Annotated in this window: 19 protein-coding genes; 9 read left to right on the top strand and 10 right to left on the bottom strand. The window is 62.7% G+C overall.

What is annotated here, in order from left to right; translation table 11 throughout:
- The first annotated feature begins 49 nt into the window (after nucleotides 1-49).
- Nucleotides 50-889, top strand: coding sequence for a 16S rRNA (adenine(1518)-N(6)/adenine(1519)-N(6))-dimethyltransferase RsmA (gene rsmA / locus NKH49_RS20110; RefSeq protein WP_352927475.1), 840 nt, complete (start codon nucleotides 50-52; stop codon nucleotides 887-889).
- Nucleotides 890-963: 74 nt separating this feature from the next.
- Nucleotides 964-1,257 (top strand): DUF1330 domain-containing protein, encoded by a 294-nt coding sequence (locus NKH49_RS20105; RefSeq protein ID WP_352471096.1) that lies wholly within the window; start codon nucleotides 964-966, stop codon nucleotides 1,255-1,257.
- Here the strand turns inward: NKH49_RS20105 and gmk are convergent, their stop codons facing one another.
- From gmk to fabD, 9 genes are all read right to left on the bottom strand, one after another.
- A complete protein-coding gene (gene gmk, locus NKH49_RS20100; protein ID WP_023677701.1) occupies nucleotides 1,258-1,914 on the bottom strand; it encodes a guanylate kinase in 657 nt (218 codons plus the stop codon).
- Nucleotides 1,915-1,947: 33 nt separating this feature from the next.
- The gene (locus tag NKH49_RS20095) at nucleotides 1,948-2,838 is read right to left on the bottom strand and encodes a YicC/YloC family endoribonuclease (RefSeq protein ID WP_352471095.1); all 891 of its coding nucleotides are present in this window, start codon (nucleotides 2,836-2,838) and stop codon (nucleotides 1,948-1,950) included.
- Nucleotides 2,839-2,976: 138 nt separating this feature from the next.
- Complete coding sequence (mltG, locus tag NKH49_RS20090) at nucleotides 2,977-4,203, bottom strand: endolytic transglycosylase MltG (protein WP_352927470.1); 1,227 nt, start codon at nucleotides 4,201-4,203, stop codon at nucleotides 2,977-2,979.
- A gap of 93 nt (nucleotides 4,204-4,296) precedes the next feature.
- The gene (gene fabF, locus NKH49_RS20085; protein WP_352818231.1) at nucleotides 4,297-5,559 is read right to left on the bottom strand and encodes a beta-ketoacyl-ACP synthase II; all 1,263 of its coding nucleotides are present in this window, start codon (nucleotides 5,557-5,559) and stop codon (nucleotides 4,297-4,299) included.
- Nucleotides 5,560-5,593: 34 nt separating this feature from the next.
- Nucleotides 5,594-5,830 (bottom strand): acyl carrier protein, encoded by a 237-nt coding sequence (locus NKH49_RS20080; RefSeq protein ID WP_006203723.1) that lies wholly within the window; start codon nucleotides 5,828-5,830, stop codon nucleotides 5,594-5,596.
- Nucleotides 5,831-6,017: 187 nt separating this feature from the next.
- On the bottom strand, nucleotides 6,018-6,755 hold the full coding sequence (gene fabG / locus NKH49_RS20075) for a 3-oxoacyl-[acyl-carrier-protein] reductase (RefSeq protein WP_352471093.1): 738 nt from the start codon (nucleotides 6,753-6,755) through the stop codon (nucleotides 6,018-6,020).
- 54 nt (nucleotides 6,756-6,809) lie between these two features.
- Nucleotides 6,810-7,076, bottom strand: coding sequence for a type II toxin-antitoxin system RelE family toxin (locus tag NKH49_RS20070; RefSeq protein ID WP_352927467.1), 267 nt, complete (start codon nucleotides 7,074-7,076; stop codon nucleotides 6,810-6,812).
- Entirely contained in the window at nucleotides 7,060-7,281 is a 222-nt protein-coding gene (relB, locus tag NKH49_RS20065) for a type II toxin-antitoxin system RelB family antitoxin (RefSeq protein WP_352467166.1), read from the bottom strand. Before relB ends, NKH49_RS20070 begins: the two co-directional genes overlap by 17 nt.
- Before the next feature lie 52 nt (nucleotides 7,282-7,333).
- Nucleotides 7,334-8,311 (bottom strand): ACP S-malonyltransferase, encoded by a 978-nt coding sequence (gene fabD, locus NKH49_RS20060; protein WP_352927464.1) that lies wholly within the window; start codon nucleotides 8,309-8,311, stop codon nucleotides 7,334-7,336.
- Nucleotides 8,312-8,558: 247 nt separating this feature from the next.
- Between fabD and NKH49_RS20055 the strand changes: the two genes are divergently transcribed.
- Nucleotides 8,559-10,484: an LTA synthase family protein gene (locus NKH49_RS20055; protein WP_352493155.1), complete on the top strand. Its 1,926-nt coding sequence runs from the start codon at nucleotides 8,559-8,561 to the stop codon at nucleotides 10,482-10,484.
- Between the two features lie 31 nt (nucleotides 10,485-10,515).
- Here NKH49_RS20055 and NKH49_RS20050 read toward each other — a convergent pair whose 3' ends face one another.
- Nucleotides 10,516-12,060, bottom strand: coding sequence for a pilus assembly protein TadG-related protein (locus tag NKH49_RS20050; RefSeq protein WP_352927461.1), 1,545 nt, complete (start codon nucleotides 12,058-12,060; stop codon nucleotides 10,516-10,518).
- Nucleotides 12,061-12,512: 452 nt separating this feature from the next.
- On the opposite strand from NKH49_RS20050, the gene rpsF reads away from it, so the two are divergent.
- The 6 genes from rpsF to NKH49_RS20020 all read left to right on the top strand — a co-directional run bounded on the left by rpsF (nucleotide 12,513) and on the right by NKH49_RS20020 (nucleotide 16,939).
- On the top strand, nucleotides 12,513-13,013 hold the full coding sequence (gene rpsF, locus NKH49_RS20045; RefSeq protein ID WP_292663863.1) for a 30S ribosomal protein S6: 501 nt from the start codon (nucleotides 12,513-12,515) through the stop codon (nucleotides 13,011-13,013).
- Entirely contained in the window at nucleotides 13,013-13,261 is a 249-nt protein-coding gene (rpsR, locus tag NKH49_RS20040; protein ID WP_006203718.1) for a 30S ribosomal protein S18, read from the top strand. Before rpsF ends, rpsR begins: the two co-directional genes overlap by 1 nt.
- 272 nt (nucleotides 13,262-13,533) lie before the next feature.
- Nucleotides 13,534-14,118 carry a 50S ribosomal protein L9 gene (gene rplI, locus NKH49_RS20035; protein WP_352542730.1) on the top strand — a complete coding sequence of 195 codons (585 nt, stop codon included), beginning with the start codon at nucleotides 13,534-13,536 and terminating at the stop codon, nucleotides 14,116-14,118.
- A gap of 153 nt (nucleotides 14,119-14,271) precedes the next feature.
- Complete coding sequence (locus NKH49_RS20030) at nucleotides 14,272-15,561, top strand: cyclopropane fatty acid synthase (protein WP_352927457.1); 1,290 nt, start codon at nucleotides 14,272-14,274, stop codon at nucleotides 15,559-15,561.
- Between the two features lie 82 nt (nucleotides 15,562-15,643).
- Nucleotides 15,644-15,967, top strand: a complete 324-nt coding sequence (locus NKH49_RS20025; RefSeq protein WP_352467171.1) for a YnfA family protein — start codon at nucleotides 15,644-15,646, stop codon at nucleotides 15,965-15,967.
- Between the two features lie 3 nt (nucleotides 15,968-15,970).
- The gene (locus tag NKH49_RS20020; protein ID WP_352927453.1) at nucleotides 15,971-16,939 is read left to right on the top strand and encodes a small ribosomal subunit Rsm22 family protein; all 969 of its coding nucleotides are present in this window, start codon (nucleotides 15,971-15,973) and stop codon (nucleotides 16,937-16,939) included.
- The last annotated feature ends 32 nt before the right edge of the window (nucleotides 16,940-16,971 follow it).

Raw genomic sequence — 16,971 nt, 5'->3', positions numbered from 1 at the left:
CATATTCGATGGCCTTAACCCGATGAGCCCGCCTGATGAGCCCAGCCCGATGAGCATAGACGGCCTGCCGCCACTGCGCGAGGTGATCGAGCGCCATGGGCTGCAGGCGAAAAAGGCGCTGGGCCAGAATTTTCTGCTCGACCTTAACCTGACAAGCAAGATTGCGCGAACCGCCGGCGACCTGAGCGACGTTACGGTTATCGAGGTCGGTCCCGGTCCGGGCGGGCTGACCCGGGCCCTGCTCCTCAACGGCGCCCGGCGGGTCGTCGCCATCGAGCGCGATGAGCGCTGCCTGGCGGCCTTGGCCGAGATCGCGAACCACTATCCGGGCCGGCTAGAGATCGTAGCCGGCGATGCGCTGAAAGCTGATTTTGCAGCGCTTGCAAAAGGAGTGCCGGGAGGCGGCGGGCCGGCGAAAATCGTTGCCAACCTGCCCTACAATATCGGCACCGAATTGCTGATCCGCTGGCTGACCGTTACCGAGTGGCCGCCCTTCTACACATCGATGACACTGATGTTCCAGCGCGAGGTCGCCGAACGCCTTGCAGCCAGCCCCGGCAGCGATGCCTATGGTCGGCTCGGCGTGCTGGCAGGCTGGCGGACGGAGGCGAGGATTGCCTTCGACGTGCCGCCGCAGGCGTTCACGCCGCCACCCAAGGTGACGTCCTCGGTCGTGCATCTGGTGCCGCGCGCCAGCCCCTTGCCGGCAGAGGTGAAACGGCTCAGCCGCGTCACCGAAGCGGCGTTTGGCCAGCGCCGGAAAATGCTGCGGCAGAGCGTGAAAAGCCTCGGCGGCGAGGCGCTGCTTGCCCGTGCCGGCATCGATCCGACCAGGCGCGCCGAGACCCTGAGCGTCGAGGAGTTCGTTCGCCTGACCAACGCGGTGTGATGCCGGGACGCGTCTGCGTGGAATTTCCGCTCTCACGGCATAGATAGCCGGACAAAACTGCCCGGAGACAAGCAATGGCCGCCTATGTCATTTCCGACGTCACGATCCGCGACGCAGAGGCGATCGAAGCTTATCGCATCCGCGCGGCTGCCCCCATCGCCCAGCACGGCGGGCGCTATCTGGTACGCGGTGGCAAGGTGGAAATGTTGGAAGGCGACTGGTCTCCCGGGCCGCTGATCATCGTCGAATTCCCCGACATGGACACGGCGCGGCGCTGGTATCGCTCGGCCGAATACGCCGCTGCATTGGAGCTGCGCGACGCCGCGCTCAGCCGCAATCTGATCCTGGTCGAGGGGATAGCGCGTTGATCAATCCGTCTTCTCGTCGAGCAGCCCCGAGACGAAATCGAACAGGCCGGGCCGGCGATCGCGTCTGAGCCGTTCGGCGGTGACGATGCCGCGCACCTCGGCGAAAGCGCGGTCGAGATCGTCGTTGACGATGACGAAATCATATTCCTTCCAGTGCTCGATCTCGTTGCGGGCGTTCTTGAGCCGCGTCTCGATCACCGCTTCCTGGTCCTCGGCGCGACGCTTCAGCCGCGCCTTCAATTCCTTCATCGATGGCGGCAGGATGAATATCGAGACGATGTCGGCGCGCATCTTCTCCTTGAGCTGCTGAGCGCCTTGCCAGTCGATGTCGAACAGCATGTCGCGGCCTTCGGCCAGCGCCTGTTCAGCCGGCTCGCGCGGCGTCGCGTAGCAATTGCCGTGCACCTCCGCCCATTCGAGCAGCGCATCGGAATCGCGCAGCCGCTCGAACTCGCGCATGGTACGGAAATGGTAATGGACGCCCTCGATCTCGCTGCCGCGGCGTGGCCGCGTGGTGACCGAGACCGACAATTCCAGGCTGGAATCGCTCTCCAGCAGATTGCGCGCAATCGTCGACTTGCCGGCGCCTGACGGCGACGACAAGACCAGCATCAGCCCGCGGCGCCGAATGCGGGAACCCACATCCCTAGCGGTCATGGGGCTTGGCAGTCATGTGGCTTGGCATCGGGATCATTCCAGATTCTGGACCTGTTCGCGAAACTGGTCGACGACCGCCTTCAGTTCCAGCCCGATGGCGGTGACCGCGGCAGCATTCGACTTGGAACACAGCGTATTCGATTCGCGGTTGAATTCCTGTGCCAGGAAATCGAGCTTGCGGCCGATGGCGCCGCCGCCGCCGAGCAGCGCCCGGCCTGACGCCACATGTGTCTTCAGCCGGTCGATCTCCTCGCGTATGTCGGCTTTGGTGGCCAGGAACGCCGCTTCCATATGCAGCCGGCTGGCGTCCAGGTTGGCAGACGCGTCCATCAACAGGCGGATCTGCTCGGCGAGCCTTTCGCGGATCGTGGCCGGTTCGCGTGATGGATCGGCCTCGGCCCGCAGCGTCAGCGCCTCGATGGCATCGATATGGCCGGACAGCAGGGAACGAAGTGCCGCACCTTCGCCCTGGCGCGCCTGGTGCAGCCCGTTCAGTGCTGCTTCCAGCGCCGACAGTATTGCGGTATCGAGCGCACTGCGCGCCTCTTCGGTTTCGATGGTTTCGGGAATGTCGAGGACGCCGCGCAGCGCAAGCAGGCCGTCGGCCGCCGCAGGGGCTACTCCGAACTGCTCCTGCAGCCGCTTGGCCAAGCCCGCCAGATCCTTCAGGAAAGCCTCGTTGACCACGGGTTGCGCTTGCGCGCCGGCGGCGCGGCCAATGGTCAGCGTCATCTGGAAATTGCCGCGCGCAAAACGCTTCTGCACCGTCTGCCGGACGGCCGGCTCCAACCGGTCGAAACCTTGCGGCAGCCGCAGCCTGACCTCGACGCTTTTGCCGTTGACGGACTTGGCTTCCCAGGCAATCGAAGTGCCGTCGTGTTCGGCGACACTGCGCGCAAAACCGGTCATGCTCTGCAAGTTCATGTAGCCGTGCGTCCCTTTGCCGAATGCCCCTCAAGCCGGAGCGATTTTCTCCGGACAGGACCATGTGAATTTCAATGCCATGGCAGCCCTTGCACATCCACCCGGACATGCACAGGGCCAAACTGATGGCGTCCGGCCCTACTGGGCGGCGGTGGGGCCTGCATCGTCAACGATGGCTCCCGCCGGCGTGTCGGCTCCGGTATTGGTTGCTCCGGCCTTGGCGGCGTCCTGCGCCTGCTTTTTCAGCAGTGCCCGGTAGCGAGCGACATTCTCGTTATGCTCATCGAGCGTCGAGGCAAAGACGTGCCCGCCGCTGCCGTCGGCGACGAAGTAGAGATCGCTGGTCTTCGACGGATTGGCGACAGCCTCCAGCGCCGCACGGCCGGGATTGGCGATCGGCGTCGGCGGTAACCCGTTGATCAGATAGGTGTTGTAGGGCGTCGGCTTCTGGATGTCCGACTGATAGATCGGGCGGTCGATGGGTTTGCCCTTGCCGCCGAACAGGCCGTAGATGATGGTCGGGTCCGACTGCAGCCGCATACCCTTGGCCAGCCGGTTGAGGAAGACGGCGGCTACGCGCGAGCGTTCATCGCCCTTGCCGGTCTCCTTCTCGACGATAGAGGCCAGGGTGACAAAATCCTCAACGTTGGCGATCGGCAGATCCGGCGCTCGGCGTTGCCAGACCTCGTCGACCAGCTTCTTCTGGTCGGCCAGAAGCTTGTCGACCATCTGCTGGCGTGTTGCGCCGCGGGTGAAACGCAGCGTGTCGGTGGCGAGGCTGCCCTCAGGTGGAGTGGTCGACGGCATATCGCCGGTCAGCGCGTCCTGCTCGGCGATCCGTTGCAGCGCCTGCTCGACCGTCAGCCCCTCGGGGATGGTCAGCGAATACATCACCGACTTGCCGCTCTTCAGCAGTTCCATGATATCGTGCATCGACGCCTGCGGCTTGATCTCGTATTCGCCGGCCTTCAGGGCGGAATCATTGCCGAAGGCGCGCACGCCAAGGCGGAAAATGCGGGCGTCGCTGATCAGCCCTCGCCGCTCAAGCTGGTCGGCGATCTCCTGGACGCCGGTATTCGGCTTGACCAGGAAAGTGTCGCCATTGGCCGACGGGCCGGGCTCGTTGAACTCCTGCTTGCCGAAATACAGCGCAACACCTGCCGCCAGCACCATCAGCATCACCGAAGAGATGACGAAGTTCATGAACACGACGAACTGGCTGCGCGAGGCACGCGAGCGCTTCGGCGGCGGCGTGCCGGCCTCGGGCCGCAACGCCTCGCTGGCCGTCTTCGGCACGATCGGGCCGGGCGTGGGCGTTGCTGGCCGTTGCCCGAATTCCCCGTTATCGGCCGGATTTGTGTTCATAGCGCCCTACCATTTGATCTTGCGACGAATCCCCTCGGGCAGAGTAGGGGCGAATATGGCAAAATTGACGGCAGACGGAAACCGGCAGAGCGGTCAGCCATTGTAGCGCTGGAAGACGAGCGAGGCGTTGGTGCCACCGAAGCCGAAGGAGTTGGACAGCGCCACGTCTATCTGCCGGGCCCGCGGCTTGTGCGGCACCAGGTCGATCGCCGTTTCGCGCTCCGGATTGTCAAGATTGATGGTCGGCGGCGCGATGTTGTCGCGAATGGCGAGGATCGAAAAGATCGCCTCGGCAGCACCAGCCGCGCCCAGCAGGTGGCCAATCGACGATTTGGTCGACGACATCGATATCTTCGAGGCGGCGTTGCCGACCAGCCGCTCGACGGCGCCGAGTTCGATCGTATCGGCCATGGTCGAGGTGCCGTGCGCGTTGATGTAGTCGACATCGGCCGGCGTCAGCTTCGCCCGGTTCAGCGCCGCGGTCATGCAACGGAAAGCGCCGTCGCCGTCCTCGGCAGGCGCGGTGATGTGATAGGCGTCACCGGTCAGACCGTAGCCGGTGACCTCGGCATAGATCTTGGCGCCGCGGGCCTTGGCGTGTTCGAGCTCCTCGAGCACGACAACACCGGCGCCCTCGCCCATGACGAAGCCGTCGCGATCGCGATCATAGGGGCGTGAGGCCGTTTGTGGCGCATCGTTGCGCTCGGTGGAGAGCGCGCGGCAAGCGGCGAACCCCGCGACCGACAGTCTCGTCACCGGCGCTTCGGCGCCGCCTGCGACCATAACGTCGGCATCGCCCCAGATGATCAGCCGGGCGGCATCGCCGATGGCGTGCGCACCGGTCGAGCAAGCGGTGACGACGGCATGGTTGGGGCCTTTCAGCCCATGCCGGATCGAGACCTGACCGGAGACGAGGTTGATGATCTGGCCAGGGATGAAGAATGGGCTGATGCGGCGCGGACCGCGTTCCTTGAGGATCATCGCATTCTCGGCGATGCCTTCGATGCCGCCGATGCCCGAACCGATCAGCACGCCGCTGGCGCACTGTTCCTCATGCGTCTTCGGCTGCCAGCCGGAATCCTTGAGTGCCTCGTCGGCGGCCGCGATCCCGTACAGAATGAAGTCGCCGATCTTGCGCAGTTCCTTCGGCTCGAGAACGGCTTCAGGATTGAAAGTGGCATTGGAGCCGTCACCGCGCGGAATGACGTGGGCGACCTTGCAGGCAAGATCTTCCACCTCGAATTCGGTGATGCGCTTGGCTGCGCTGCGGCCGGTCAGAAGCTCCTTCCAGCTGTGCTCGAAGCCCATGCCGAACGGCGAAAGCAGCCCAAGGCCCGTGACGACGACACGCCTCATCGCAGGTCCTCCCCGGTGATGACTGCAAATAGCGTCAGGCGGAGGCCTTGTCGATGTATTTCACCGCATCGCCAACAGTCAGGATGGTCTCGGCGGCGTCGTCCGGGATTTCGACACCGAACTCTTCTTCGAACGCCATGACAAGTTCGACCGTGTCGAGGCTGTCCGCGCCCAGATCATCGATGAAGCTCGCCTGCTCCGTCACCTTGTCGGCATCGACGCCAAGGTGCTCGATGACGATCTTCTTGACGCGCTCTGCGGTGTCACTCATTTGGGCATCCTCGTCTTTTGGTTGTCTGTCTTCGTTAGCGGGCAGAATGCCGCTAATCAAGCTGAAAGATGGTCCTGCCGGAAACGCAGCGGAACAGGACCGGTTTTTGCCCGAACCGCCGGGTTGCGGGCGGCATTACACGAAAAATCCCGTGCATCCAAGACGGAATGAAGCGTTTTGCCAAGTGTTAGATCATTGCCATGCCGCCATTCACATGAATGGTCTGGCCGGTGACGTAGGCTGCCTCGTTGGAAGCGAGGTAGGCGACGGCTGAGGCGACTTCGGCGCCCGTGCCCATGCGCCGGGTCGGGATCGCCGCCATGATCGCCTCTTTCTGCTTGTCGTTGAGCTTGGCGGTCATCGCCGATTCGATGAAGCCCGGGGCGACGCAGTTGACGGTGATATTGCGGGTGGCGATCTCCTGCGCCAGCGATTTGGAAAAGCCGATCATACCGGCTTTGGAGGCGCAATAGTTGGTCTGGCCGGGATTACCCATGACGCCAACCACTGAAGTGATGTTGATGATGCGGCCATGGCGGCGCCGCATCATCGGATGGGTAAGCTCGCGGGTCAGCCGGAACACGGCGGTCAGGTTGACCTCGAGCACGCTATCCCAGTCGGCGTCAGCCATGCGCACGAACAACCCGTCCTTGGTGATGCCGGCATTGTTGACGAGGATGTCGACGCCTTCGAGGTCAGCTTCCGCCTTCTGGCCGAGCGCCTTGACGTCGTCGCGGTTGGAAAGATTGGCCGGGAAAAGCTTGACCCGGTCGCCCAGTTCGGCGGCCAGCGCCTCCAATTTCTCGATACGTGTGCCATGCAGGCCGACGATGGCGCCCTGGCCGTGCAGCACGCGGGCGATCGCCTCGCCGATACCTCCCGATGCGCCGGTGACGAGCGCCTTGCGGCCGGTCAATTCGAACATGCTTTATCCTCTTCCCAAATCGTACTGGCCAATCATACGGGCCGGTGAGTTCGGCTATCTGTAAACGTTGCCGCGGTGGCCTATGGTTACCACCAGAATGACGAGCCGGTTATCCTGCACATCGCAAATGATGCGATAATCCCCGACGCGATATCTCCAAAAGGTTGCGAGCGGGCCCTTCAGCGGTTTGCCGAGTTCACGCGAGTTGTCGAGAACGGCAATGCGGTTTTCAATAAAATCACGGATACGGTGACGTGTCTGCGGATCCAGTTTTTCGACAAATTTTCGCGCCGAGTGGGCGTATTCAAGCGTCCAGGCCACGCCAGAAGTCCTCGGCTCTCATGACGTCTTCTTCACCACGCCTGATCCGCTCAACGACTTCGGCAGCCAGGTAGTAATCCTCCAAGTCCTCCAGACCACGTTCAATGAGCTCGCGCAGATAGTAGGCCTTGCTGCGACCAGTCTTGGCCGCGAGAAAATCCAGGCGCTGCTCGACTTCAGGAGAAAGGCGGATCGATGTGGGCATGCCGCACCTTGTTGCGATACATGTATTCATGTAGCGGCAAGCACTGATGAATTCAAGCTACGTGGTCACCCAAGGCGGCAAGCGCCATCTCGACCTCCGCCGCCGATCCGATGCTGCTGGTGGCAATGTCGCGGTTGATGCGGCGGGCCAGCCCCGACAGCACCTTGCCGGCGCCCACTTCGTAAAGCGTCACAACGCCGTTGCTGCCGAACCACTCCACCGTTTCGCGCCAGCGCACGCGCCCGATCACCTGTTCGACGAGTCGGCGGGCGATCTCGTCGGGATCGCTCGTCGGGGTCACCGTAACATTGGAGACCAGCGGCACGACCGGCGCACTCTTCGTCACGGCGGCCAGCGCCTCCCGCATGATCTCGGCCGCAGGCTTCATCAATGCCGAATGGAAGGGCGCCGAGACCTGCAGCATCAGCGCCCGCTTGGCGCCCTTCTCCGTGCATAGCCTCGCCGCCAGTTCGACCGCTGGCCTGGCGCCGGAGATCACCAGCTGGCCGCCGCCATTGTCATTGGCGATCTGGCAAACCAAGGCTTGTGCGGGATCTTTGGCGGCGCCCTGGGCGGCCTCTGCGCAAGCGGCTTCGACGTCGGCCTGTTCCAGCCCGATGATCGCCGCCATGGCGCCCTCGCCGGCCGGCACAGCCGCCTGCATGGCATTGCCGCGGATGCGCAACAGCCGGGCGGCGTCGGCGACCGAAACGAACCCTGCGGCCGCAAGTGCCGAATATTCGCCGAGCGAGTGGCCGGCGACATAGGTGACCTTGCCGTTCAGGGAGAAGCCGCGCGCCTCCAGCGCCCGGATTGCGGCAAGCGACACCGCCATCAGCGCCGGCTGGGCGTTGGCGGTCAGCGTCAGCGTCTCTTCCGGGCCTTCCCAGATCAGCTTCGATAGGTTTTCGCCGAGCGCGTCGTCAACTTCCTCGAAGATCCGCCGCGATTCCACAAAGGTATCGGCGAGGTCCTTGCCCATGCCGACAGCCTGGCTGCCCTGCCCCGGAAAGGTGAATGCGATGGCCATCGGCGGCTCCCAGCTGCTGGTTCACGTTGCCTGTGACGCAAGGCGTGCGGCCAAGTCAAGTCCAACCTTGATCGCGTAATATCGGCCGAGTGCCTGTTTCGGCAGGCTTTTTGGCGATCACTCATGATGAAAACCGCTCACGATTTGTTTGCTGGCTCTTCTTATTTCCGCCACAGGCGCTAGGCTTTGCGTGACAGTTCGATGACAATCGAGTGACGCTTTTGTTGCGGGCCGGGGAACTATTGAAGTGGCAAAGACCAAGCAGAGCGCAGCCGAGGCGGCGCCCCAGTTTCTTGAAGGCGATCCGTCGACCGGCTATCTGCCGGCGCGCAAATGGCCTGTCATCCGCTATGGCCTTATCAGCTTGCTGGCTGCGGCCATCCTTGTGTTTGCCATCGAACTGATCGTGCGCGGCAACTTTGCCGGCACCATTGATTTCTTTCTGCAGCCTTTCAAACCCGGCTGGACCACGATCATCATTTTTGCGCTGATCCTCATCGGCCTCGACGCCGTGCTCGGCCGCAGTCATCAGAGCCTGATGATCGTCGCGCCGCTGACATTGTCGCTGGCGTTCGTCGGCCACCAGAAGTCGCTGTATCTCGGCGATCCGCTCTATCCGACCGATTTCCTTTATTCCCGGCAGATCGTGGCACTGATGCCGCTTCTGGTACGCGATCGCCCGGGAACCGCCATTGCCCTGGCGATCGGCATCGTCGGCGGGCTGTCGCTGCTCGTCTATGGCTGGCGGCTATGGCGCCGCCGCGTTCCGGCGCTCAGCCACAAGGGCCGCCTTGCCCGGCTGACGCTGACAGTACCGCTGATCGCCTTCTTCGTTTCCATCATGGACTATGCCACTTTCTCGTGGACGCGCGACCGGCTGCAGATCATCCCGATCATGTGGGACCAGAAGGAAAACTATGCCTCGAACGGTTTTGCGCTCGCCTTCGCGCTTAACGTTCCGATGGCGCATGTCTCGGCGCCGCCCGGCTATTCCGACAAGGCGATCGAAGCGATCGGCAAACCGCAGGTGACCGCCTCGGTACCTGCCGAGAAGCCCGACATCATCGTCGTCATGAGCGAATCCTTCTGGGATCCGACCAAGCTACCCGGCGTCACCATCACACCCGACCCTATCCCCAATGTGCGGGCACTGCGCACGGGTTACATGTTCTCGCCCGAGTTCGGCGGCATGACGGCCAACATCGAGTTCGAGGCCCTGACCGGCTTTTCCAACGCCTTCCTGCCGGCGGGCAGCATTCCCTACCAGCAATATGTGCGGACACCGACTCCCTCGCTGGCGACCTTCCTGAAAAGTCAGGGCTACCGGGCGCGCGCCATCCATCCCGGCACTAACTGGTTCTGGAACCGGGGGGCCGTCTATGCCGATTTCGGCTTCAACGACTTCAAGTCCGAGGAGACGTTGCCGCCCATGCAGAAGCGCGGACCGCTCGCGTCGGACGCTGCGATGACCGACGAGATCATCCACGAAGCCGATACCAGCGCCGAGCCGGTGTTCTTTTTCGCCGTCAGCCTGCAGAACCACGGGCCGTATGAGCCGTATCGCTATAACAATCCGACCCACAAGGTGCAGGCGCCGATCAGCCAATGGGCGCGTGAATCGCTGTTGAGCTATGCCGAAGGCTCTTCCGACGCGGACCGCGGCCTCGAGCGGCTGATCGAATGGGCGAAGAAACGCGAGCGGCCGACCGTCATCGCGTTCTTCGGCGACCATCTGCCGCCGCTTGGGCCGGTCTACGTCGAGACCGGCTTCCTGAAGGACAATGTTGCGCCGCGCAAGGAGGCGGCCGACCAGATGCTGCTGCACCACCAGACGCCGCTGATCGTCTGGTCGAATCGCAGCGGCCCGGCCGAGGATCTAGGCGCCGTCAGCCCGTCCTTCCTGCCCTACCATATCCTGAAGACAGCCGGCATCAGCCATCCCTATTACACCGGCTTCCTCGGACAGTTGCGAGAGCGCTACCGCGTTATCGACCGCAATTTGCTTTTGGCACCGGGGGGCGACGCCACCCCCGATTGGTCGCGTCAGAAAGAGATCGATCCGGCAATCCGCGACTTCCGTCTGCTGCAATACGACATGATGTTCGGCAAGCGCCATGCGGCGCCCGATTTCTTCCCTGAAACCACAGGCAAAGTGGCTGCACACACGAGTTGAGCAGCGGCGGCGGGAGAGCGGCCGACGTCGTTCAGTTCGTCAAGTGCAGCTGCGAAATCGAGCTTCCGATTTTCAGGAAGACGCTTTCGAGCTGACTGACGTCGTTGGTCGGGTAATAGTCCGACGGCGACGATGCGCAGGCCTCGTAGAGCTTGCGGTTGGCTGCGGTGTCGGCCTGCAGCAGCACTGTGAAGATCTGCACGTCCTGCTTCTTCAATGTGTTGCATACATTGGTTGTCCAATCGTCGACATTGCGCGCAGCCGCGGTCTGGTCGCTGGATCCAAACCGACCCGAGGCCAGGAATCCGTAGGAGCCATAGTCCGACTTCTGTGGCGTATCCTTCGCGCCATAGACAACATTCTCGCCGTCGGTGAGCAGCAGCACCGTTTTGGTCGTGCCTGACGCCCTGAACGGCGCGCCGTCGCTGTAAGGCGGTTCCGGCGAGAGCACCCGCATCCCCCATGACAAGCCTTCCGAAACATTGGTCCCCGAGCCGTTCCATTCGATCATCTCACCGACGGCCTTCCGCAATTTGTCGAAATCATCGGTCAGCGGCACTATCGGCGTCGGACAGGCCCGGTTTGGGCCGATAGTCAGTGGGCCTCTCTTGTCGTTGATCAGCTTCATCGTCGAAACACTGTACTTCGCCATGTCGCTGGTGAGGCCGGGAAGCAGGGTGACGACGGTATCGTCGAGATAGGAATTGTTGTAGCCGGTCGCTGAATTGCCGTAGGAGCTGTTTGGATTTCTAGCGTTACCTGGATCGTCCGGCGCGAAATAAGGTACGAACAGGGTGTCCGGTTTGTTTTGGTCGGGCGAAATGTCGGAAACATTGTTGGTTCCTGGCCGCGCTTCGACACAGCCTCTCCATTCGACGCCCAATTGCTTGAACAGATCCATATGGTTGACGCGCTTGCCGCCGACCGAGGGGAAATTGGCGCCGTTGTTCGGCGATTTGCCGGCCATGTCGATCCAGGCCGGATCGTAGTCCTCGCCCTTGACGTTGACCGCGGTGACGAACGGCACCACCGCGACACGTACGCTGCGCGTCGGCGACTTCGCCGCTTCGAGCATATCGATCAGGGCCGTTGCCGCCGTCCGCAATGCGCCGATGCGATCGTTGCTGGCCATCGACCCGGTATTGTCGAGCACCAGCACGACTTCGAGCTGATTGGTCGATTCGACGGCGCCGGCATCGACGGTGATGCGCCTGTCGTTGCCGAACAGGAAGGCGAAGTTCAAATTGACGTCCGCCGTGGCGACAGCTTTGGTCTGGATGTAATTGAGGCCCCTTTCCACGGTAAGCGTCGCTTCGGCGTTCCTCAACTCGCTGTGGCCGGCGACATTGGTCTGGAAGTAGCGGTCGAAGACGTCCTTGCGCGAAGCCTCGATGTCGCCGAGATGCGAAGATGCAAGGTTCGCGGCATCGAGCGCATTCTGCAAGCTGACCTTGGCCCTCATCAAGGTGGACACGTCCACGGCAAAGGCGACGGCGGTCAGAACCGCAGGCAGCCCGAACGCCAGCATCAGGGCAAAGTTGCCGCTCTTCGAACGGCAGAATTTGTCGAAAAGCATTTTTGTCCCCAAACCGCCTGCTGCCGAACTCGCGCAGACTGTTTGCTTTTGCATCCGCATGATGAACGAGGGGTTGCCGCCACGCCCGCCGGTGCTGGAACTTCGCATGGTGGTTAAGGTCCGGTTTCAGGAATCCGTAAGCCTTGCCGTCGAGGCCCGTGGCGCTCTGGGACGTTAGGGCCGTTTGCTCCGTGGTTTGGCCTTGCTTTGCGGTCAAATTCCTGTATAGACGCCCGCAATCTGCCGGTCCTTGCTGGGGGCTGAACGGAGGGCCGGAGGTTTTTCGAAACCTTCGCGTGAAGCCAGAAGCGCTTCCGCCTCCCGTGTCTCCGCTCTCGACCGTCTCGTCATGCTCCTTTCTTCCCCGCCTTCGCAAGGATTGCGGGTCAGAGAAGTTGCAGAGGCTTTTGCCGCCGGGAACCGGGAGAGAAACGAAGAAAGGCACAAACACTATGGCTCTATACGAACATGTGTTTCTTGCCCGGCAGGACCTCTCGCAGCAGCAGGTCGATGCGCTTGTCGAACAGTACAAGGGCGTCATCACCGCGAATGGCGGGTCCGTCGGCCGGGTCGAGAACTGGGGACTGAAGTCCCTCACCTACCGGGTCAACAAGAACCGGAAGGCATATTATACACTCATGGACATCACCTGCCCGCCGGCCGCGCTCAACGAGATGGAGCGCCAGATGGGCCTGTCCGAGGACGTGCTGCGTTTCCTGACCATCAAGGTCGATGCGCATGAGGAAGGTCCGTCGGCAATGATGCAGAAGCGCGAAGAGCGCTCGGAACGCGGCGGCTTCGGCGACCGCGACCGTGGCGATCGTGGCCCGCGCTCATTCGGCGACCGCGATCGCGGTGACCGTGGTGATCGTCCGCCGCGCAGCTTCGGCGATGGCGGTGCCGATCGTGGCCCGCGCCGTCCGCGCGAAGGCTTTGAAGGAGCCGCAGAATAATGGTCGACATCAACCAGATCCCAACCCGGCGCCCCTTCCACCGTCGCCGCAAGACCTGCCCGTTCTCCGGCGCCAATGCGCCGAAGATCGACTACAAGGACGTGCGGCTTCTGCAGCGCTACATCTCCGAGCGCGGCAAGATCGTTCCATCGCGTATCACCGCCGTAAGCCAGAAGAAGCAGCGCGAACTCGCCAAGGCGATCAAGCGCGCCCGCTTCCTCGGCCTGCTGCCCTACGTGGTCCGCTAACACTGATTAGTTGACCATGATCTTATCCGAAAACCGGTTTCCACTTTTCGGGATCATGGTCTAGCCAGCGGGCGGTTCGCCGCCCGCTTTTCACCGGCCACGACGGGCGTAGCCGGATCGAACACCAAATCCCGGGTTGGATTTCAACAAGAGATCCTAACTGCCGCGACAGGCAGGACAGCGACACAGGCGACGACGCCCCAGCTTCCTGACCTGTTCCAGACAACTCGGCGCCGATCCTGAGGACAGCGCCCAAGCGAAGGAACAAAACCATGGAAGTCATTCTTCTCGAACGCGTTTCCCGCCTCGGCCAGATGGGCGATACCGTCAAGGTCAAGGACGGGTTTGCCCGCAATTTCCTGCTGCCGCAAGGCAAGGCGCTGCGCGCCAACGAAACTAACAAGAAGAAGTTCGAGGGACAGAGGGCCCAGCTTGAAGCCCGCAACCTGGAGCGCAAGTCCGAAGCCGCGCAGATTGCAGAAAAGCTCGACGGCAAGAGCTTCATCGCCGTGCGCTCGGCCGGCGAAACCGGTCAGCTTTATGGTTCGGTCTCGACGCGCGACATCGCCGAGCTGGTGACGGCGGAAGGTTTTTCGGTCAACCGCAACCAGATCCTGCTCAACCAGCCAATCAAGACCATCGGCGTCACCAATGTGGCGATCGCGCTGCACCCGGAAGTCGAGGTTACCATCACGCTCAACATTGCCCGCACGGCCGACGAAGCCGAGCGCCAGGCCAAGGGCGAAACGCTGACCACCGCCGAAGCCATCTACGGCGAGGACATCAACGATAATGCGCGGCCGGAAAACTTCTTCGATCCGAATGCGGAGTTCGAAGGCGGCGAAGACAACGGCTGATCGTCATTCGTCGGCATTCGCCGGCTAATCGCTGTTCTGGACCAATGCCCGGGCCTCGTACCCGGGCATTTTTATGCCAAATGGAACTTTTCGAACCCCTATATCTTGATGCAGAATAGGACAGCATGTCTGGCCGAGAGGGGACAATTGGTCATGAATATTCTGCTGAAACGCGTTCTCGACCGCCTGGTCCGCACAGGCAATCTCAAGGTGACAGGGCCGCAAGGCTCGATGGTGACTTTCGGTGACGGCAGCGGCGAGCCGGTGCACATGCACATCAAGACAAGGCATGCCGAGCGCGCAATAACCTTCGATCCGATGCTGGCGGTGCCGGAAGCCTACATGGACGGTGAACTCGACATTCTCGAGGGCGGCGTGCTGGGGGTGATGCGGATTGCCTTCCAGAACATGGGCAGCGGCGGTATCGATGCCACCTGGTCGAAGGCGATCGAAGGTCTGCGCCACGCCTTCCGGCGCCTGCAGCAGATCAACACGGCGTCGCGGGCGCGCCGCAACGTGCAGCGCCATTACGATCTGTCGGGCGACCTCTACCGTCTCTTCCTCGATGAGGACATGCAATATTCCTGCGCCTATTTCGAGCAGCCGGACATGACTCTCGACGAGGCCCAAGCGGCCAAGAAGCGCCATATCGCCGCCAAGCTCAGGCTGAAGGCCGGCCAGACGGTTCTTGATATCGGCTCCGGCTGGGGTGGGCTTGGGCTCTATCTAGCCAAGGCGTTCGACGTCGACGTACAGGGCGTGACGCTGTCGACCGAGCAGCACGGCGTCGCCACCGACCGCGCCCATGCGCAAGGCCTGCAAAACCGGGTGCATTTCGACATCAAGGACTATCGCGAACTCAATGAACGTTTCGACCGCATCGTCTCCGTCGGCATGTTCGAGCATGTCGGGGTCAATCATTTCCGCACCTTCTTCGACAAGTCGGCGACGCTGCTGAAGCCGGACGGCGTCATGCTGCTGCACACGATCGGCCGCTCCGGCGTGCCGTGGGCAACCAGCGCCTTCATCCGCAAGTACATCTTCCCGGGCGGCTACATCCCGTCGCTATCCGAAGTGATGCCGGCCATCGAAAAATCGGGGCTCGTCGTCACCGACATCGAGGTTCTGCGGCTGCATTATGCCGAGACGCTGAAGCATTGGGGCGAGCGCTTCGCGGCCAACCGCGACAAGGCCAGGGCGATTTATGACGAGCGCTTCTGCCGCATGTGGGAGTTCTATCTTGGCGCCTCGGAAGCTGCCTTCCGCTGGCAGGATCTGGTGATCTTCCAGATCCAGATTGCCAAGAAGAACGACACGCTGCCGATGACGCGCGACTACATGGCCAGTTGCGAGAAGGCGCTGGAGATGCGCGATCTTGGACGTCGCGAAAAGGCTCCGGTTGCCAAGCCCACTCGCCGCCGCAAGGTGGCGGATCCGGAGTAGACTGCCGGCATCACGCCATCGCCACTTGCCATTGCCGGCCGGCACTCTGAAAAGGGTCCCGTCAAACGCGGGATCTTTTTTCATGACCTACCTCCTCTACGTCGCCGCCGCACTTGCCGAGATCGCCGGCTGCTTTTCGTTCTGGGCGTGGTGGCGGCTGGACAAGTCGCCGCTGTGGTTGGCGCCCGGTCTCGTCTCGCTCGTGCTATTCGCGTGGCTGCTGGCGCTGGTCGACACCAGCGCGGCGGGCCGGGCCTACGCCGCCTATGGCGGCATCTACATTGCCGCCTCGCTGGCCTGGCTGTGGCTGGCGGAAGGCGTGCACCCCGACCGCTGGGATCTTGCCGGTGCCGCGATCTGCATCGTTGGCGCCTCGGTCATTCTGCTCGCACCTCGGACTGCCTAAGCGATGGAACTGCCCGTCCCGCTTAGACAAGGCGTCGACCGCCTTCTCGAACAGGTGCCTTTGCCAATGCTTAAGCAAGCGGCAAAGACGCTGTCGGACCGCTACCGCGCAGAGTTGCGCGACGGTCGCCTGCACATGGCCGAAGACGTGGCGGTGAAGGCCTATCTGGCAACGCGGCTACCGGCGACCTATGCGGCCGTTCGCGCCAGCCTCGATGCGGTGGGCGAGTCTCGGCCCGACTATGCTCCGAAGACCTTGCTCGATGTCGGCGCCGGCCCTGGCACGGTGCTTTGGGCCACAATCAATCTCTGGCCGGATCTCGAACAGGCGGTGCTACTCGAGGCCGGCGCCGCGGTACGAAGGGTCGGCGAAGCACTTGCCGCGGATGCGATCACGGCCAGGACCGCCTGGCGGACCGGCGACATCACCATCGACCTGGTCGATCTGGAGCCGGCCGAGCTGGTGACTTCAGCCTATGTGCTGGATGAGATCGTGCCGGCATCGCTGGCAAAACTCATCGACCGGCTCTGGCAGCTGACCGCAGACACGCTGCTGGTGGTCGAGCCGGGCACGCCGGCCGGCTGGCAGCGTATTCTTGCCGTGCGGCGGCAGTTGATCGAGGCGGGCGCGCACGTGCTTGCGCCCTGCCCGCATGAGGCGCCCTGCCCGCTCGTTGCCCCCGACTGGTGCCATTTCGCCCGCCGCGTCGCCCGCTCGCGCCTGCACCGTCTGGCCAAGGATGCCGAGGTGCCGTGGGAGGACGAGAAATTCATCTTTGTCGCGGCCTCCCGCCATCCGGCCGCTCCGCCTCGAGCGCGAGTGATCGCACCGCCGAAGTCGGGGTCCGGCAAGGTCTTGCTGAAGCTTTGCGAACAGGAAGGGGGTGCTGCCGAGCGACTGTTCACCAAGCGCGACGGCGAGACGTTCAAGGCCGCGCGGCGACTGGATTGGGGTGATGCCTTGCCGGAATGACCCGGCAGCTATTTTCCTGTTTTGTTCTCGCC

The organism is Mesorhizobium sp. M1088 (assembly GCF_040318575.1).
Taxonomy (GTDB): Bacteria; Pseudomonadota; Alphaproteobacteria; order Rhizobiales; family Rhizobiaceae; genus Mesorhizobium.
This window is presented reverse-complemented; position numbering and strand designations above follow the sequence as displayed.

What these genes read in the sequence shown, in the direction of transcription:
- rsmA (WP_352927475.1), top strand. Translation starts at nt 50, where the DNA reads ATGAGCATAGACGGCCTGCCGCCACTGCGCGAGGTGATCGAGCGCCAT.
- NKH49_RS20025 (WP_352467171.1), top strand. Translation starts at nt 15,644, where the DNA reads ATGACCTACCTCCTCTACGTCGCCGCCGCACTTGCCGAGATCGCCGGC.
- rpsR (WP_006203718.1), top strand. Translation starts at nt 13,013, where the DNA reads ATGGTCGACATCAACCAGATCCCAACCCGGCGCCCCTTCCACCGTCGC.
- mltG (WP_352927470.1), bottom strand. Translation starts at nt 4,203, where the DNA reads ATGAACACAAATCCGGCCGATAACGGGGAATTCGGGCAACGGCCAGCA.
- gmk (WP_023677701.1), bottom strand. Translation starts at nt 1,914, where the DNA reads ATGACCGCTAGGGATGTGGGTTCCCGCATTCGGCGCCGCGGGCTGATG.
- NKH49_RS20030 (WP_352927457.1), top strand. Translation starts at nt 14,272, where the DNA reads ATGAATATTCTGCTGAAACGCGTTCTCGACCGCCTGGTCCGCACAGGC.
- NKH49_RS20020 (WP_352927453.1), top strand. Translation starts at nt 15,971, where the DNA reads ATGGAACTGCCCGTCCCGCTTAGACAAGGCGTCGACCGCCTTCTCGAA.
- fabD (WP_352927464.1), bottom strand. Translation starts at nt 8,311, where the DNA reads ATGGCCATCGCATTCACCTTTCCGGGGCAGGGCAGCCAGGCTGTCGGC.
- fabG (WP_352471093.1), bottom strand. Translation starts at nt 6,755, where the DNA reads ATGTTCGAATTGACCGGCCGCAAGGCGCTCGTCACCGGCGCATCGGGA.
- NKH49_RS20105 (WP_352471096.1), top strand. Translation starts at nt 964, where the DNA reads ATGGCCGCCTATGTCATTTCCGACGTCACGATCCGCGACGCAGAGGCG.
- rpsF (WP_292663863.1), top strand. Translation starts at nt 12,513, where the DNA reads ATGGCTCTATACGAACATGTGTTTCTTGCCCGGCAGGACCTCTCGCAG.
- NKH49_RS20050 (WP_352927461.1), bottom strand. Translation starts at nt 12,060, where the DNA reads ATGCTTTTCGACAAATTCTGCCGTTCGAAGAGCGGCAACTTTGCCCTG.
- NKH49_RS20080 (WP_006203723.1), bottom strand. Translation starts at nt 5,830, where the DNA reads ATGAGTGACACCGCAGAGCGCGTCAAGAAGATCGTCATCGAGCACCTT.
- NKH49_RS20095 (WP_352471095.1), bottom strand. Translation starts at nt 2,838, where the DNA reads ATGAACTTGCAGAGCATGACCGGTTTTGCGCGCAGTGTCGCCGAACAC.
- fabF (WP_352818231.1), bottom strand. Translation starts at nt 5,559, where the DNA reads ATGAGGCGTGTCGTCGTCACGGGCCTTGGGCTGCTTTCGCCGTTCGGC.
- rplI (WP_352542730.1), top strand. Translation starts at nt 13,534, where the DNA reads ATGGAAGTCATTCTTCTCGAACGCGTTTCCCGCCTCGGCCAGATGGGC.
- relB (WP_352467166.1), bottom strand. Translation starts at nt 7,281, where the DNA reads ATGCCCACATCGATCCGCCTTTCTCCTGAAGTCGAGCAGCGCCTGGAT.